Here is a 15,458-nt window from a genome sequence, read left to right on the forward strand (position 1 = left end):
GGAGTACGTCGCAGCTAAAACCGTTGGGAGCCGCAAGGCAGACGTCTAGGTTGTGGCGCATGACTGGGGTGAAGTCGTAACAAGGTAACTGTACCGGAAGGTGCGGTTGGATCACCTCCTTTCTACACGCTCCGCTTTGCTCTTCACCATCCTTGTCCTGTATCCCCACACCCCCCGCCCCCGCGGGGGGTGTGCGTTTTGGCCCCGGTCCAATTGGTTCGTGCCAGTTTGTACTGACTTGTCCCGAACCCAGGCGGATCACGGTAAGCTGCGGGGGTGACGCAGGGCCAGCCTCCCTCAGACTCGGTGCCGGACGTGACGGCCCCCGCGCTCGGGCCCGCCAAGGCGCGGATGCGGGAGTTGGCGGCGGCCTACGCGCGGACGTTGCCGGGGCTGGATACGCATAGCCTGATGAGCGGGCTGGACGCCACGCTGACCTTCATGCCGATGGGGGACCGGGACGGCGCCTACGACCCCGAACACCGCGTCGTGCTGATCAACAGCCGGGTCAGGCCCGAGCGGCAGCGCTTCACGCTCGCGCACGAGATCAGCCACGCGCTGCTGCTCGCCGACGACGATCTGCTCAGCGACCTCCACGACGCCTATGAGGGTGAGCGGCTGGAACAGGTGATCGAAACGCTGTGCAATGTGGGCGCCGCCGCCCTGCTCATGCCGGGGCCCCTCATCGACGAGGTACTCGCGCGCTTCGGGCCGACGGGGCGCGCCCTCGCGGAACTCGCCCGCCGGGCCGACGTGAGCGCGAGCAGCGCCCTGTACGCCCTCGCCGAGCGCACACCGCAACCCGTCTTGTACGCGGTGTGTGCGCTGAGCCGGGTGGACGCCGAACCCGACGAGGAGGAGGCGCGTCCCTCCCCCGCCAAGGCCCTCACCGTGCGGGCGAGCAGCGCCGCCCCCGGCGTCAAGTACAGCCTGCGGCCCGGCACCCCCATCCCGGGAGACCACCCGGTCGCCGTGGCGCTGAGCACCCTCCTGCCTATCGGCCAGGAGAGCTACGTGCCCTTTCGCTCGGGGCGGCGGATGCCCGCCTACGTGGACGCCTTCCCCGACCGGCAGCGCGTGATGGTGAGCTTCGCCCTGCCCGCGCGGGCGGCCAAGGGAGAGGACGACCCTGCGGGCTGAGGAGCCTGCCCGGGGAGGCTGGGGGGCACGGGGGTGGCCGGCACGGACGCACCGCCTGACCTTCGGGTTCGCGGTGCCCGGCGCAGAGCGGACGCCCGGCGGCTGGCAGGTGACGTGGCGGGGCTGCGCCGTGATGGGGGTGCTCAACGTGACCCCAGACAGTTTCAGCGACGGTGGGCGGCACGCCACGCTGGAGGCGGCGCTCGGTCAGGCGCGGTCCATGCGGGACGCGGGCGCCCTGATGATCGACGTGGGCGGTGAGAGCACCCGCCCCGGTGCCGATCCCGTCCCTTTGGAGGAGGAGCTGCGCCGTGTGCTGCCGCTCATCCGCGCGCTCGTGGGCGAGGGGGTCTTGCTCAGCGTGGACACCATGAAGCCCGAGGTGGCGGAGGCGGCCCTCGCCGCCGGGGCGCACCTCATCAACGACGTGACCGGGCTGCGCGACCCGGCCATGCGGCGGGTGTGTGCCGAGCGTGGGGCCCCCGCCTGCGTGATGCACATGCAGGGCGAGCCGCGCACCATGCAACGCTCCCCGCACTACGACGACGTGGTGGAGGAAGTTCACGCCTTCTTGCGGGAACGGGCGCGGGAGGTTCTGGCGGCGGGCGTTCCGGCGGTCCTGCTCGACCCCGGGCTGGGCTTCGGCAAGACGCCCGCGCACAACCTCGCCCTGCTGCGATCCCTGGAGGAGTTCACGGCGGAGCCCCATCCGGTCCTCGTGGCGGTGAGCCGCAAACGTCTGATCGACACGTTGGCGGGGGTGCCCGACCCCCAGGACCGGGACCCGGGCACACTCGCCCTGCACCTGCACGCCGCACGGGCGGGGGCCGCGCTGGTGCGGGCGCACGCGGCGGGGGCGCACGTGCAGGCGCTGCGGGTGCAGGCGGCGCTCGACGGCCCAGGCCCGCTAGAATTCCGCGCATGAGCCGTGTCGTTCTGGAGGGCCTGGAGTTTCACGCGCGGCACGGCGTGTACGAGACGGAGGCGGCGCTGGGGGCCCGCTTCGTGATCGACGCGGAGTTGCACTGGGCCTTCGCGGGCATCCCCGACGACCTGGGCGCCGCCGTGAACTACGCCGCCGCCTACGACGCCATCCGCGAGGAGGTCACCGGGCACCGCTGGAAGCTGATCGAGGTGCTCGCCGACCGGGTTGCCCGGCGCCTGCTGCGCGACCATCCCCGGCTGGAGCGCGTGACGGTGCGGGTCCACAAACCGTTCGCGCCGCTGCCGGGCGTCTTCCGCGACGTGTACGCCGAGCTGACCCTGCGCCCGGGCGAGTGATGCCCCGGGGCGAGGTCGCCTACGTCGCCCTGGGGGCCAACCTGGGCGACGCCCACCGCACCCTGCGCGGCGCGCGGGACGCGCTCGCCCGGTTGGGCCCGCTGACTGGGGTCAGTCGGCTGTACCGCACGGCGCCCGTCGGTGGGCCCCCCGGCCAGCCCGACTACCTCAACGCCGCCGTCCGGCTCGTCACGCCGCTGGGGCCCGCCGAATTGCTCGGGGCGCTGCACGAGATCGAGCGCTCTGCCGGGCGCGTTCGCCGGGAGCGGTGGGAGGCGCGCCCCCTTGACCTCGACCTGATTCTCTACGGGCGTGAGGTGCGGGACACGCCCGGCCTGACGTTGCCCCATCCGCGCGCCTGGGAGCGGGCCTTCGTCCTCGCGCCGCTGGCGGACCTCGACGCCGCACTCACCCATCCGGAGAGCGGGGAGACGGTGGCGGCGGCCCTGGCGCGGGTGGGCTGGGAGGGCGTGGCGCCCGTGGCGCCGGACTGGGAGGGGAAGACGGGCAGGGCAGCGGGCGGGTGAGGGCGCTTTCCGGGTGACAGGGCTTCCTGTCGGCGGGGGCGGTCCACGCTATGCTGCGCCTTGACATGAGCGAGCTGACCTCCCCTAAGCGTCACGGCAAGCTGGGGCGCACCCTGCTGTGGGTTTCCATCGTCTTGAGCGTGTTGCTGCTGGGCTTCGTGACGGCCCTGAGCATCCGGACCAACCCCTACGACAGTAACGCCGAGGCAAACGGCATCAGCAAGTTCAAGTTCATCGAGGAATGCCGGGCGCAACTGGCCGAGGCCCAGGAGCTGGAGACCCTGCGGGGCGTCCTTCAGCAGACCGGTCAGTTGCGCCCCAACCAGAACCTGCATGCCGACATCGGCGCCGAGCCGGCGGAGATCGTCGCCAACACCCAGGCGGCCCCGCAGGGCGGCTGGACCTTGAGCGCCCCCGCCAACATCAGCATTCAGGGCCAGCGGGCCGTGCTGGGTCAGCTCGGAATGCAGTGCGCCCACGACCGGGCCCAGGGCCGGACGATTGCCCAGATTCAGCTTCCCGGCGCCCAGTAAGTCGGCCTTCTGCGCCCGGTTGCCACCACGCCGCCCTGCGAAAGCTTGGGCGGCGTGGTCGTTTCCTCGCGCCTCAGATCACCACGTCGAGCCCGCTGAGGCACTCCTCGGCGATGGCGCGGGCCAGCGGATCGCGGGTGGAGCGGGCGTAGCTCACGCCGAGGTGCAGATGTTCCTGTCCCTCGGCGGCGCCCGAGAGGGCGAGCGTCTGGTAGTAGGCGAGGTGGGTGTGGGCGAGGAGCACGTCGCGGGTGCGCTCGGGCGGCAGGGCGCGCAGGATGCCCAGCGCCTCCTCGTAGGCGTCGGTGGCCCGGTCCTGGTCGCCCTCCACCGCCCACTCGCGCCCCAGTTGCAGGCTGCGGGCGGCGGTCAGGTAGGCGGGCCTCATGGGATGGATTCTAGCCCAGGCTATCCTGCGCGCATGACCGGCTGGCTGGGGGCCGCGCTCCTGATCCTCGCGGGGTTCGGCTGGGGCACCCGCCTCTCGGGCCGGGGTGAATCCCCCGTGCCGCTCTGGGCCGTCCTCCTTCTCACCCTGGGTGCCAGCGTGTTCGGCCTGGGGCTGACCATCGAGGCGTTTCTGGCCGGGCAGGACGGGCCGCTCCTCGTGGGCGCGGTCGGGGCGCTCGCGGCGGCGATGCTGGCGGTGTTCACGGGGCGGGAGTAGGGAAGAGGGCCGCCCTCCCGACGTGGGAAAGCGGCCCCCCGGGTTTTCTCCTGCTCAGTCCCGGCGCGGCGGGCGCGGTCCCCGGTCGCCCCCACCCCCGGCCCGGGCCGGACGCGGTTCGCGCGGGGCGATCTTGCCCTCCAGCTCGGGGCGGATCAGGTCGATCTTGCCGCGGTCGTCGATGTTGGCGATCTTCACGCGCAGCTTGTCGCCCACGTTGAGCACGTCCTCGACGGCGTTCACCCGCTGCTCGCTCATCTGCGAGATGTGAAGCATCCCGTCTTGCCCCGCGAAGAGGTTGACGAAGGCGCCGAAGGGGGCGGTCTTGACGACCGTGCCCTCGTACTCCTCGCCGACGCGGGCGGTCTTCGTCAGGCCCTCGATGCGCCCGCGCACTGCCTCGGCGGCCTGGCCGTCGGCGCTGAAGATGCGCACCGTGCCGTCCTCCTCCACCGTGATCTGCGCGCCCATCGCCTCCAGCTCGCGGATCTGCTTACCGCCCGGGCCGATCACCTTGCCGATGAGTTCGGGGTTGATCTTGAGGGTCAGGATGCGCGGCGCGGTGGGGGAGAGTTCGGGCCTGGGGGCGGGCAGCACCTCGGCCATCTTGCCCAGGATGTGCAGCCGCGCCTCGCGGGCCTGCGTGAGCGCCTCGCGCATCACGGCGGGGGGGATGCCGCCCCCCCTGATGTCCATCTGGAGGGCCGTGACACCGCCCGCCGTGCCGCACACCTTGAAGTCCATGTCGCCCAGCGCGTCCTCCAGCCCCAGGATGTCGGTGAGGATGCGGTACCGTTCCCCCTCCATCACCAGGCCCATCGCCACGCCCGCGACCGGGGCCCGCAGCGGCACGCCCGCGTCCATCAGGGCCAGCGTTCCGGCACACACCGTCGCCATGCTCGACGACCCGTTGGACTCCAGCACCTCGCCCACCACGCGGATCACGTAGGGGAAGTCGTCGAAGGCGGGGAGGACCGCCCGGATCGCCCGCTTGGCGAGGTGGCCGTGCCCGACCTCGCGGCGCGACTGGCCGCCCATGCGTTTGACCTCGCCCGTCGAGTACGGCGGGAAGTTGTAGTGCAGCAGGAAGCGGTCGTTCTCCTCGGCGGTCAGGTCGTCCACCAGCAGTTCGTCGCGCTCGGTGCCCAGGGTGGCGATACCCAGCACCTGCGTCTCCCCGCGGGTGAAGATCGCGCTGCCGTGGGCGCGGGGCAGGGGCCGGGCCTCGATCCAGATGGGCCGCACCGTGCGGGTGTTGCGCCCGTCGGCGCGCAGGTCTTCTTCGATGATCAGGCGCCTCAGTTCCTGCTTCTCCACCTTGGCGAAGGCGTCCTTGAGGGCCTGAATCTGCTCTCCGGCTCCCTCGGCCTCGGGATCGGGCACGCGCGCCTCAATCAGGCGGTTGCGCAACGCCTTGAGGTTCGTGCTGCGTTCCTTCTTCTTGGTGGTCAGCAGCGCGTCACGCAGTCCCTCCGCCCGCGCCGCCTCGGCGAGTCCGGGCACGAGGTCGGGGCTGAGGTCGCCGTCGGCGAGGAAGTTGAACTTCTCGCGGCCCAGCTCGGCGCGCATGGTCTCGATCAGGTCGAGCACCCCCTGCATCCCCGCGTGCGCGAACTCGATGGCGCCCACCAGGGCCTCCTCGTCCACCTCCTGCGCGCCCGCCTCCACCATGATCACGGCTTGCTTCGTCCCCGCCACCACGAGGTCGAGGGTCGAGCGGGTGAGCTGGTCGCTGGTCGGGTTCAGGACGTACTCGCCGTCCACCTGCCCCACCCGGACGCAGGCGGTCGGCCCCTGCCAGGGAATGTCACTGATGCTGAGGGCCGCCGAGGCGCCGATGGGGCCCAGCACGTCGGGGAGGTTCTGCTGGTCGGCGCTGATCACCGTGATGATGACCTGGGTCTCGTGGCGGTAGCCCTTGGGGAAGAGGGGCCGAATCTGGCGGTCGGTGATGCGCGCCGAGAGAATCGCCCGCTCGCCGGGCCGCCCTTCCCGGCGGTGGAAGGAGCCGGGAATCTTGCCCACCGCGTAGTGCCTCTCCTCGAACTCGACGGTCAGCGGCAGGAAGTCCAGGGTGCTCTTGTCGTCGCGCGCCTGGGCGGTCACGAGGAGCATGGTGTCCCCGTAGCGCAGGGTGACGCTGCCGCTGACGAGCTTCGCCAGCCGCCCCGTCTCGATGCTCAGTTCCCGTCCGCCGAGCATGGTGGTATACGTTTTGCCTATCACCGAGAAAGTCTATCCTGTGCGCCCGCTGGAAAAAGGGCTGGGGGACAGGGTGGAGAAAGGCTCAAGTGCCGCGAACCGGGGGCAGGTTTGCCACACTCTGAGGCATGTCCGAGCACATGTCTTTGGGGAGGGAAAAGTTGGAAGAGCTGGTCCGTACCTGGCAGGCCCTCCTCGGCCTGAACGAGTGGACCGTCCGGCTGGAACTGGTGCGGTTCAAGCGCCCCTGGCAGAGCGGTGACGTGAAAGTCGATCCGGTTCACCGTACGGCGCTGCTCCTGCTGTCCGAAGAGCCCTTCCGCGACGAGGAGGAGACCATCGTTCATGAGCTGGTTCATGTGGTGCTGTGGCCCCTCGACACGGCGGCGATGGACCTAGCGGAAGTCACCGGGCCGGAAGGGTCGGCAATGCGAGAGTTCGCACGCTCGACCGTGTTCCGCGCCCTAGAACCCGTGACGGAGCAGCTTACGCGGGCGCTCCTCAGGGCACGGGGACACGCGGCCCGCCCTGTTTGGGATGTGCTGGAGGCCGAGGCCGCCGAGCGCGCGGAGTTCGGGCGGGTGGCTGCCTCCGGAGAAGGGGGAGAAGCGACCGAGCCGCACAAGGGTGAAGCGTGAGGAGTGTTCAGTCCGCGTCGTCCCCGGGGTTTTCGGCGGTGTGAGCGGCCAAGGCCCGCGCGAGGATTTCTCGGATCAGCGGGGCTTTGGCGTTGTTGTACTCGTGCATGTAACTGAAGTCGCGCCCCGCCAGTTCCCGTTTCAGCTCCCCGTACCGCCGTCGGTCGTCCCCCTGCGTCCTGAGCCAGTCGCGGAAGATCGGGTGCCGCCGGGCCTCCGGGCTGCCGAGGGTCCAGACGTGCAGGTTGCTGTCCGTGTCCGGTCCCCCCAACATCCGGTGCTCGTGCCAGTCGGGCTCGCGGAGGACGAGACGGTAGCCCGCGCCCTCCAGGATGGGCAGATAGGCGGCCTCGTCGGTGGAGTCGGCCAGAGACAGGTCGAGGTCGATGATGGGCTTGGCGGGCAGGCCCGGCACCGCCGTGGAGCCCACGTGTTCGAGGGCCAGCACGCGCTCGCCCAGCAGGGCGCGGAGGCGGGCCGCCTCCCGCTCGTACAGGCGCGGCCACTCGGGGTCGTATTCCGTCACCTCCACCCGGCCCGTGAGCCTGGGCATCTCGCCCACCCAGGCGGCCTGCGCCTGCTCTGCGGTCAGGGGTTCGTCGTCCGGCAGGAGGGGATGTTTGCTCATCGGGAGGATTGTCTGCCTTGGCCTGGCCCCGGGACAATGCGCTGAATGGGCTAGAGGAAGGTGCCCGGTGGACGACTTCCGCCTGGCAGGTCCGCGTAGACTTGCCCCGATGACCGCCCCCTTCACCCGCGACGTCTTCCTCACCTGTCCGCTCGACTGCCCCGACGCCTGCCGCCTCCGGATTACGCTGGCGCGTGGCGAGGACGGGGTGGAGCGGGCAGTGAAGCTCACGGGCGACGCGGACCACCCCTACACGAAGGGTTTCGCCTGCGCCAAGACCGTCCACTACCCGGCGCGGCAGAACCACCCGGACCGGCCCCTCTACCCGATGCGGCGCGTCAATCCCAAGACCGACCCCGAGCCCCACTTCGAGCGCGTGAGCTGGGACGAGGCGCTGGACGATATCGCGGCCCGGCTGAGGACGCTGCTCGACACGCGCGGTCCCTCCTCCATCCTGCGCTACCACTACGCGGGCACGATGGGCCTGCTGGAGAACTCGCACGCCCACGCCTTGTGGCGCGCGCTGGGCACCCCCGAACTCGACGAGACGATCTGCGCGACGGCGGGCTCGGCGGCGTGGGCGATGGGTTACGGCCCGCGCTACGGGGTCGATCCCCTCGACGTGCCGCACGCCCGCCTTATCATCCTGTGGGGCATCAACTCGCTGAGCACGAACATCCACCTCACCCCGCAGATGACGGCGGCCCGCAAGAACGGTGCCCGGATCATCCACATCGACCCCTACCGCAACCGCACGAGCCAGTACGCCGATACCCACCTCAAGCTCAGGCCCGGCACCGACGCCGCCCTCGCCCTGGGGGTGATGCACGAACTCTTCGCCCACGGCTGGACGGACGAGACGTACATCGCCGGGGCGACGCGGGGGGTGGAGGAGCTGCGCGAGGCGGCCTCGGAATGGACGCCCGAGCGCACGGCGGAGGTCACCGGCCTGACCGTGGAGGAGGTGCGCGACCTCGCCCACGCCATCGGCACCACGCGGCCCACGTATATCCGGGTCGGCTACGGGATGACGCGGCACGAGAACGGCGGGACGAACCTGCGCGCCGTCACCCTCATTCCTGCGCTGACGGGCGACTGGCGGCACCGGGGCGGAGGGGTCGTGCTCAGCACGAGTGGGGCCTTTGCGCTCAACAGGACGCGGTTGGGGGGAGCGCACCTCGTCAAGCCCGAAACGCCGCACGTCAACATGAACGAGCTGGCGAACGCCCTCGCACCGGAAGCCGGGTTCGGCGCCGTCGTCGTCTACAACTGCAACCCCGCCGTCGTGGCGCCGGATTCGGGCCGGGTGCGTGCTGGGTTCGCGCGGGACGACCTCCTCGTCGTCGTGCTCGAACAGGCGATGACGGAGACGGCGCGGCTGGCGGATTATGTGCTCCCGGCGACGACCTTCATGGAGCACCCTGACCTGTACCCCAGCTACGGGCACCACTGGCTCGGCTACAACGAGGCTGTGCTGGAGGCCCCCGGCGAAACCCGGCCCAACACCTGGGTGTTCCAACAACTCGCCCGCCGCCTGGGCGTGACCGAGCCCAGCGTGTATTGGACGGTGGACGACCTGATGCGCGAGGTGCTGGCGACCGACCATCCCCACCTCGCGGGAATCACCCCCGAACGCCTCAAGGCCGAGGGGAGCGTGCCCCTGAATCTGCCCGAGACGTTCCTGCCCTACGCCCACGGCGCCCCGACACCCAGCGGGAAGGTGGAACTCTCGCCCGCGCCAAGGCATCACGAGCCGCAAGCGCAACTGAACGCCGACTACCCCCTGCGCCTGATCACCCCGCCCGCGCACCACTTCCTGAACAGCACCTACGGCAACCTGGATCGCCTCAACCGCGCCGAGGGGGGCGAGCCGCAGGTTCTCGTCCACCCCGAGGATGCCGAGGCGTATGGCCTGGCGGACGGCGAACGCGCGGTGATTCGGAGCGAGGTGGGGCAGGCCCTGCGCCGGGTGAGGGTGACGGACTCGGCCCAGCCCGGCGTCGCCGTGGTGGAGGGGACGTGGTGGGGCCTCTCGGCGCCCGATGGCACGAGCATCAACGCCCTGACGGCGCAGACGCTGACCGACCTGGGCGGGGGGAGCACCTTCCACAACACGCGGGTGCGGATCGAGGCGGCGGGGGACTGAGGGGGTAGGGGTTTGCCCGCCCGTTAAGCTGGGCCATGACCAGAGTCGTCCTGATCACGGGCGGGAGCCGGGGGATCGGCGCGGCCACGGCCCGGCTCGCGGCGCTTCAGGGATACGCGGTGGGGGTCAACTACCGGCAGGACGCCGGGGCTGCCGGGGAAATCGTGCGCGAGATCGAGTGTTCGGGCGGTCGGGCACTCGCCGTGCGGGCCGACGTTGGGCGTGAGGACGACGTGGAGCGGCTTTTCGGTGAGGTCGAGGCGGGGCTGGGCCGGGTCACGGCGCTGGTGAACAATGCGGGGGTGCTGGAGCGGCAGACGCGGGTGGAGGAGATGGACGCGGCCCGGCTCGCCCGGGTCCTGACGACCAACGTGATCGGCAGCTTCCTGTGTGCGGGGGCAGCGGTGCGGCGCATGTCCACCCGGCGCGGGGGCGCGGGCGGCGTGATCGTCAACGTCTCGTCACGGGCCTCCGTGCTGGGGTCACCGGGCGAGTATGTCGATTACGCGGCCTCCAAGGGGGCGGTCGATACCCTCACGGTCGGCCTCGCGCGTGAGGTGGCCGCCGAGGGCATCCGGGTCTGCGCGGTGCGGCCCGGATTGATCGAGACCGAGATTCACGCGCTCGGTGGGGAACCGGGTCGCGTCACCCGGCTGGCCCCAGGCATCCCGCTGGGGCGCGGCGGCAGCCCGGAGGAGGTCGCCCAGGCCATCCTGTGGCTCCTCTCGGACGAGGCGAGCTACGTCACCGGCGCGCTGCTCGACGTGGGCGGCGGACGCTGACGGCCCCCGGGAGTCCCGGGCCGCGAAGCTCATCCCTATCCCTACCTATACCTATACTGAGCCCCGCCATGACGACGCCTTCCGCACCCGCCGACGCTTCCCTGCCCACGACGGTGCCCGGAAAGCGACAGGACGCCGGGGACCGTCTTCCCGCCGTGGACGTGTTCCGGGGGCTGGCAATCGTGGCGGTCGTGGCGCACCACCTCACCGGGCTCGCCCTGCGGCACGCGGAGGCGGGCTCGACCCTGAGTACCGGCATCGCCGTCGTCAACCGCTCGCTGCATTTCGTCGTGCCCGCCTTCGTATTTATGACGGCGCTGGTGCTCACCCGCTCGGCGATGCGCCGCCTGGACCTCGGCAAGTATTACGCGGCGCGCATTCGCACGGCGCTGCTCCCCTACCTGCTCTGGACGGTGCTCTACGTGCTCTTCCGGGTCCTCACCCGTCAGGACCCCCCCTCGGTCCTCGCCGACCCGGAACGCTGGCAGGTGTGGGTGCAGTACGGTAAGGGGTACTTCCACCTCTACTTCCTGCTGATCGTCCTCCAGTTCTACCTCGTGCTGCCGCTGCTGCTGCCCCTGTGGCGGCGGCGCTGGCCCTTTTTGGGGGTGTTGATCGCGGCCTTCACGTTGCAATTTCTGGTGTTCTGGCTTAACCGCGCAGGTGTCCTGAGCTTCCGCTTCCCCGGCACGATGGCGCTGTGGTACGTCCCCGCCCTCACCCTGGGGATGTACTTCGGGGCCAACGAGGGAGCGTTCGAGGCGCTGTGGGCACGGTGGCGTTGGTGGTTCGTGGGGGCTGCCGTGCTGGCGCTGGCGTGGTACGTGCCCGTCGCCGTTACCCTGCTCCAGGGCGGGCGGGTGAGCAGCGTGACGTACAGCGCGGCGAACTGGACCTTCACGGCGGCGGCGGTCCTCGCCCTGTTCGGGCTGGCGCAGGTGCTGGCTCCCCTCCAGACGCGGTGGAGAGGGGTCCTCGTCTACCTGGGCACGGTGAGCCTCCAGATCTATCTGCTCCACCCGGCGGTGCTGGGGTTCCTGGAGCGGCTGGGCTTTCCGGGCCACTCGGCCACGTTCCTCGCGGTGCTCGCCCTCTATGGCCTGATCGCCCTGGGCATCCCGGTGCTGATCGCGCGGCTGCTGGAAGGCAGGGCCCTGTCGCGCTGGCTGTTCGGTCGCTGACGGCCCCGGCTCCCGGCTTCTGTTAGTCTCTGCCGCGATGAAGCGCGTGGTGCTCTCCCTCTTCCTGTCGTCCGCCGCCCTCGCCGCCACGCCTCCCGTGCCGCCTGCGGCCACGCTCCCGTCCGCCCCGCTCGCCCAAGCCCAGCCGGGTTCGGAGGTCGCCCTGCCCGAGCCCCTGCGCTTTCCGCATCCGCTCGGCGACGCTTTCTTGTTTCGCCCCGCCGCGTGTCCCCCCGCCTGCCCGCTCGTGGTCGTCTCGCACTCGCGCGGCATGACCTCCGAGGTCAGCCTGACCCGGCCCCACCTGCGCTCCCTGTACGCGCGGCTGCTCGGGGCCGGGTATGCCGTCCTCGTGAGCAACGACGCGGGGGCCACGACCTGGGGGGCGCCGCAAACGCTGACCTACCTCGCCGACATGCGCTCGCGGGCGATCCGCACCTTCCCCTTCAACGGGCGCACCTACAACTTCGGGTATTCGATGGGGGGCTTGCCCGCCCTGCTCACGGCCTTTTACCCGGTCTACCCCGTGTCGGGCGTGGTGCTGCTCGACGCCGAGGTCAACCTCCGCGACGTCTGGCAGGGAAGCAACGCCACCTTCCGGAGCGACATCGCCGCCGCGCACGGGGTGAGCCAGGGGACGCCCCTTCCCCCCCGGCGCGACCCCTTCAACGATTTCAACACTCCCCAGGCGGCCCAGGTTCCGCTGCTCGTGGCGGGCAGCCCGGAGGATCAGGTCGTGCCCTTCGCCCGTCACGGCGAGGCCATCTTCGCCCGCACCACCTCGCCCGAGAGCCGCCTCGTGCGTCTGACGGGGCCCCACCTGGGTGGCTCGCACTTCGGGGACGCCCTCGTGAACGAGATGCTGGCCTTCCTGAACCGACTGGAGCAGCGGGTCACGCCCGATCAGGGCGCCCTTCCCGGTCCGTCGGGCGAGGTCAACTAGGGCCCCTCACCCCCCCAGCATCCGCGCCCAGCCCTCCGGGTCCTCGCCCACCGTCAGCACCTTGCCGCCGCGCACCAGAGGCAGGCGCAGCAGTTCCGGTGTCTCGATGATCCGATTGATAATGGCGTCTTCCGTCGTGCGCAGGTAGGCGAGGTTGCTGCGCTCGTACGCCTTGCCCTCCGTGTCGAGCAGCGCATTGAGACCGAACTTCTGCACGAATCGGGTCAGTTCCCCCCTGGCGATGGGCTTGGCCGCCAGATCGACGAAGTGAATCTTGATCCGCCGCTCCTTGAAGAACCGCTCGGCGGCGCGGGTGGCCGCACTCTTCTTGAGGCCGAACATCTGGACCTGGAGGTCGGGCATGGGGGGAGTGTAAGGGTCCTGGTGCGCTCAGGGCAGCGGCAGGAAAAAGTTCTGGCCGTGCTGTGGACCAAAGACCGAGTACACCGCGCCGTCTTCAGGAGCGCGCGGCTGATTCCGTAGATTGAACCGCAGGTGATCGATCCGGCAGGCCAGTCGCTCGTTCGGCAGGCCGCATACCACCTCGCGATTGTGCCCATCCAGCGAGGCCACGGCTCCCGGGGTCAGCCTAGTGACCGGAAACAGATTGGCCCGCGCCACCGCGTCGAGTTCCGCCCCAGTGGGCGGGCGGCCCCGCCAGGCGATCAACTCTTCCGTGATCTGGTCATCTCCCATATTGGGGTGCAGGAACACCACCGGGCCGTCCACCTCGCGCATGACCCGCGCGGCGGCCTTGCAGTACAGGTCGATGCGGCTGCGCGCGCACACCTTGATCCACTGACGCGACGAGGCCGGACTCTGAAGGTCCAGCCCCGCCTGCCAGATATAAGCGCCGATAAGTCCTACCGGGACCAGAAAGATCAGGATGGCCAGGACGAAAAGAAGCCGCCGTGCCCCCGACCGCCTCAGTTCGTGTACACCCCCGCCCCGTCCTCGTCGCGCCCGCCCACCGGCAGCCCCAGGTGGTCGTAGGCGTGGGCGGTGGCGACGCGGCCACGGGGGGTGCGCTTGATGAAGCCGAGCTGGATCAGGTAGGGCTCGTACACGTCCTCCAGCGTCAGGGCGTCCTCCGAGATCGCGGTGGCGAGGGTGTCCACGCCGACCGGCCCGCCCGCGAAACGGTGGATCAGGGTCTCCAGGTACTTCTTGTCGCGGTCGTCCAGGCCCGCCGAGTCCAGTCCCAGGCGGTCGAGGGCGTCCAGCGCGCGGGGCAGCTCGATGAGCTTCTCGCCCGCCACCTCGGCGTAGTCGCGCACGCGCCGGAGCAACCTCTTGGCGATGCGCATCGTGCCGCGCGAGCGGGCGCCGATCTCCACGGCGGCGTCTTCCGTCAATCCGAAGCCGAGCAGCCGGGCGTCACGCAGCAGGTTCGTGCCGATCTCGCTGGGCGTGTAGTACTCCAGGTGCTCGATGATGCCGAAGCGCGACCGCATGGGTGCGGTGATCAGCCCCGGGCGGGTGGTCGCCCCCACCAGCGTGAAGCGCGGCAGCGGCAGCTCGATGGTCCTGGCCGCCGGTCCCTGCCCCAGCACGATGTCGAGCTTGTAGTCCTCCATCGCGGGGTAGAGGTGTTCCTCCGCCACCCGGCCCAGCCGGTGAATCTCGTCGATGAAGAGCACGTCGCCTTCCTCCAGCGAGTTCGTGAGGATGGCGGCGAGGTCCCCCGGCTTCTCGATGGCCGGGCCCGAGGTGACGCGGATGTTCACGCCGAGCTCATGCGCGATGATGTGCGCCAGCGTCGTCTTGCCCAGCCCGGGCGGGCCGAAGAGCATCGTGTGGTCGAGCGCCTCCCGGCGGCCCTTGGCAGCCTGGAGATACACCGTCATCTTCTCCTTGAGCCGCTCCTGACCGACGTATTCCGTCAGCGTCTTGGGCCGCAAGGCGGGGTCGTTCGCTTCAGTCATGGGGTCATATTACGCTATTTCCGAAAAACAGGGAGAGGGTACGGCAATACAGAGGCTGGGGCTGGGGCTGGGGCTGGGACCGAAAAGAGACCCCCGCCGGGAGGGAGCGGGGGCCGTGCTCTCCGGTGCGGTGCGGCTCAGCCTCCGTACAGCCGGATCAACGCGGGCAGGTCGCGCCGCAGCTCCCCACTGGTCACGTTCGCGTTGCCGTACACCCGGACAAAGCGCCCCTGCGTGTCCACCACGCTGACCTGATCGCCGTGAACGCGGGCGGCGACGTTCGCCCCGCCGGGCACCTCGTCGCTGTGGTCGTCGGAGGGGGCGGCAGACCCGGCCCTAGCGCCCGCGTGCTCCCCATGCCCGCCCCGGTCCTCAGGTTCGGGCAGGGGCTTGATGTTCGCCACGAACATGACCCGCGCCGCCTCGTCGATGGTCCCCGCGTCGCCCGTCAGGCCCGTGAAGCTCGGGTCGAAGCGGCCCAGGTAATCCCGCAGGACGTTCGGCTGGTCGTGTTCGGGGTCCACGGTGACGAGCTGGACCTGCACCCGCTCCCGCTGCTGAGGAGTCAGCCCCGCGAGGTCGTTTTTCAGCCCCGCCAGCGTCGCCGGGCACACGTCCGGGCAGCGCGCGAAGCCGAAGAAGACGAGCCGCAGCCGCCCGCCCGAGTCCTGAAGATTGGCCGCCTGCCCCCGCTCGTTCACCAGCCGCAGCGCGGGCAGGGGAATCGGCGTGTCGATGGCGGTGCCGCCCGTCGGGGTCGGCGAGGCGTTGCGGGAGAGGAGCAGCCCTCCCAACGCTGCGGCGAGGGCGAGGAGTACGGCGGTGAGCCACTTCATGGGTGCAGGCTAGGGCGGGGGCGGGGGGC

The 15,458-nt window shown here is 70.5% G+C and carries 18 protein-coding genes and 1 rRNA gene; 12 read left to right on the forward strand and 7 right to left on the reverse strand.

Going from position 1 to position 15,458, the window contains the following annotated elements; genetic code table 11:
* From A7B18_RS05930 to A7B18_RS05955, 6 genes are all read left to right on the forward strand, one after another.
* A 16S ribosomal RNA gene (locus A7B18_RS05930) occupies positions 1-122 on the forward strand; the annotation flags it as partial.
* 229 nt (positions 123-351) lie between these two features.
* Positions 352-1,140 carry an ImmA/IrrE family metallo-endopeptidase gene (locus tag A7B18_RS05935; protein WP_102125900.1) on the forward strand — a complete coding sequence of 263 codons (789 nt, stop codon included), beginning with the start codon at positions 352-354 and terminating at the stop codon, positions 1,138-1,140.
* Between the two features lie 73 nt (positions 1,141-1,213).
* Complete coding sequence (folP, locus tag A7B18_RS05940) at positions 1,214-2,065, forward strand: dihydropteroate synthase (RefSeq protein ID WP_102125776.1); 852 nt, start codon at positions 1,214-1,216, stop codon at positions 2,063-2,065.
* Positions 2,062-2,421 (forward strand): dihydroneopterin aldolase, encoded by a 360-nt coding sequence (folB, locus tag A7B18_RS05945; protein WP_102125777.1) that lies wholly within the window; start codon positions 2,062-2,064, stop codon positions 2,419-2,421. The genes folP and folB overlap by 4 nt, the downstream gene beginning before the upstream one ends.
* The gene (folK, locus tag A7B18_RS05950; protein WP_102125778.1) at positions 2,421-2,948 is read left to right on the forward strand and encodes a 2-amino-4-hydroxy-6-hydroxymethyldihydropteridine diphosphokinase; all 528 of its coding nucleotides are present in this window, start codon (positions 2,421-2,423) and stop codon (positions 2,946-2,948) included. The genes folB and folK overlap by 1 nt, the downstream gene beginning before the upstream one ends.
* A 65-nt stretch (positions 2,949-3,013) precedes the next feature.
* Positions 3,014-3,481 carry a hypothetical protein gene (locus A7B18_RS05955; RefSeq protein WP_245872760.1) on the forward strand — a complete coding sequence of 156 codons (468 nt, stop codon included), beginning with the start codon at positions 3,014-3,016 and terminating at the stop codon, positions 3,479-3,481.
* 73 nt (positions 3,482-3,554) lie between these two features.
* Here A7B18_RS05955 and A7B18_RS05960 read toward each other — a convergent pair whose 3' ends face one another.
* Complete coding sequence (locus tag A7B18_RS05960; protein WP_102125780.1) at positions 3,555-3,869, reverse strand: hypothetical protein; 315 nt, start codon at positions 3,867-3,869, stop codon at positions 3,555-3,557.
* A 33-nt stretch (positions 3,870-3,902) separates the two neighbouring features.
* Here A7B18_RS05960 and A7B18_RS05965 point away from each other — a divergent pair, with 33 nt between their 5' ends.
* Positions 3,903-4,148, forward strand: coding sequence for a hypothetical protein (locus A7B18_RS05965; RefSeq protein WP_102125781.1), 246 nt, complete (start codon positions 3,903-3,905; stop codon positions 4,146-4,148).
* Between the two features lie 54 nt (positions 4,149-4,202).
* Here the strand turns inward: A7B18_RS05965 and pnp are convergent, their stop codons facing one another.
* The gene (pnp, locus tag A7B18_RS05970) at positions 4,203-6,374 is read right to left on the reverse strand and encodes a polyribonucleotide nucleotidyltransferase (protein WP_102125782.1); all 2,172 of its coding nucleotides are present in this window, start codon (positions 6,372-6,374) and stop codon (positions 4,203-4,205) included.
* A gap of 104 nt (positions 6,375-6,478) precedes the next feature.
* On the opposite strand from pnp, the gene A7B18_RS05975 reads away from it, so the two are divergent.
* Entirely contained in the window at positions 6,479-6,988 is a 510-nt protein-coding gene (locus A7B18_RS05975) for a hypothetical protein (RefSeq protein ID WP_102125783.1), read from the forward strand.
* A 7-nt stretch (positions 6,989-6,995) separates the two neighbouring features.
* Here the strand turns inward: A7B18_RS05975 and A7B18_RS05980 are convergent, their stop codons facing one another.
* Positions 6,996-7,616, reverse strand: coding sequence for a GrpB family protein (locus tag A7B18_RS05980; protein ID WP_102125784.1), 621 nt, complete (start codon positions 7,614-7,616; stop codon positions 6,996-6,998).
* A gap of 109 nt (positions 7,617-7,725) precedes the next feature.
* On the opposite strand from A7B18_RS05980, the gene A7B18_RS05985 reads away from it, so the two are divergent.
* The 4 genes from A7B18_RS05985 (at position 7,726) to A7B18_RS06000 (ending at position 12,668) form a co-directional block, all read left to right on the forward strand.
* Positions 7,726-9,762 carry a molybdopterin oxidoreductase family protein gene (locus A7B18_RS05985; RefSeq protein ID WP_102125785.1) on the forward strand — a complete coding sequence of 679 codons (2,037 nt, stop codon included), beginning with the start codon at positions 7,726-7,728 and terminating at the stop codon, positions 9,760-9,762.
* A gap of 35 nt (positions 9,763-9,797) precedes the next feature.
* Positions 9,798-10,544, forward strand: coding sequence for an SDR family oxidoreductase (locus A7B18_RS05990; RefSeq protein ID WP_102125786.1), 747 nt, complete (start codon positions 9,798-9,800; stop codon positions 10,542-10,544).
* Positions 10,545-10,612: 68 nt separating this feature from the next.
* On the forward strand, positions 10,613-11,725 hold the full coding sequence (locus A7B18_RS05995) for an acyltransferase (RefSeq protein WP_102125787.1): 1,113 nt from the start codon (positions 10,613-10,615) through the stop codon (positions 11,723-11,725).
* 37 nt (positions 11,726-11,762) lie between these two features.
* The gene (locus A7B18_RS06000; protein WP_102125788.1) at positions 11,763-12,668 is read left to right on the forward strand and encodes an alpha/beta hydrolase family protein; all 906 of its coding nucleotides are present in this window, start codon (positions 11,763-11,765) and stop codon (positions 12,666-12,668) included.
* A 6-nt stretch (positions 12,669-12,674) separates the two neighbouring features.
* On the opposite strand, the gene A7B18_RS06005 is transcribed toward A7B18_RS06000, so the two are convergent.
* The 4 genes from A7B18_RS06005 to A7B18_RS06020 all read right to left on the reverse strand — a co-directional run bounded on the left by A7B18_RS06005 (position 12,675) and on the right by A7B18_RS06020 (position 15,429).
* Positions 12,675-13,031 carry an ArsC/Spx/MgsR family protein gene (locus tag A7B18_RS06005; RefSeq protein ID WP_180970037.1) on the reverse strand — a complete coding sequence of 119 codons (357 nt, stop codon included), beginning with the start codon at positions 13,029-13,031 and terminating at the stop codon, positions 12,675-12,677.
* 27 nt (positions 13,032-13,058) lie between these two features.
* Entirely contained in the window at positions 13,059-13,457 is a 399-nt protein-coding gene (locus tag A7B18_RS06010) for a hypothetical protein (protein WP_180970038.1), read from the reverse strand.
* A gap of 137 nt (positions 13,458-13,594) precedes the next feature.
* A complete protein-coding gene (ruvB, locus tag A7B18_RS06015; protein ID WP_102125790.1) occupies positions 13,595-14,593 on the reverse strand; it encodes a Holliday junction branch migration DNA helicase RuvB in 999 nt (332 codons plus the stop codon).
* A gap of 137 nt (positions 14,594-14,730) precedes the next feature.
* Complete coding sequence (locus A7B18_RS06020; RefSeq protein WP_102125791.1) at positions 14,731-15,429, reverse strand: SCO family protein; 699 nt, start codon at positions 15,427-15,429, stop codon at positions 14,731-14,733.
* Between the last annotated feature and the right edge of the window lie 29 nt (positions 15,430-15,458).

Origin of the sequence: Deinococcus planocerae (genome assembly GCF_002869765.1) — a bacterium.
GTDB classification, from domain to species: Bacteria; Deinococcota; Deinococci; order Deinococcales; family Deinococcaceae; genus Deinococcus; species Deinococcus planocerae.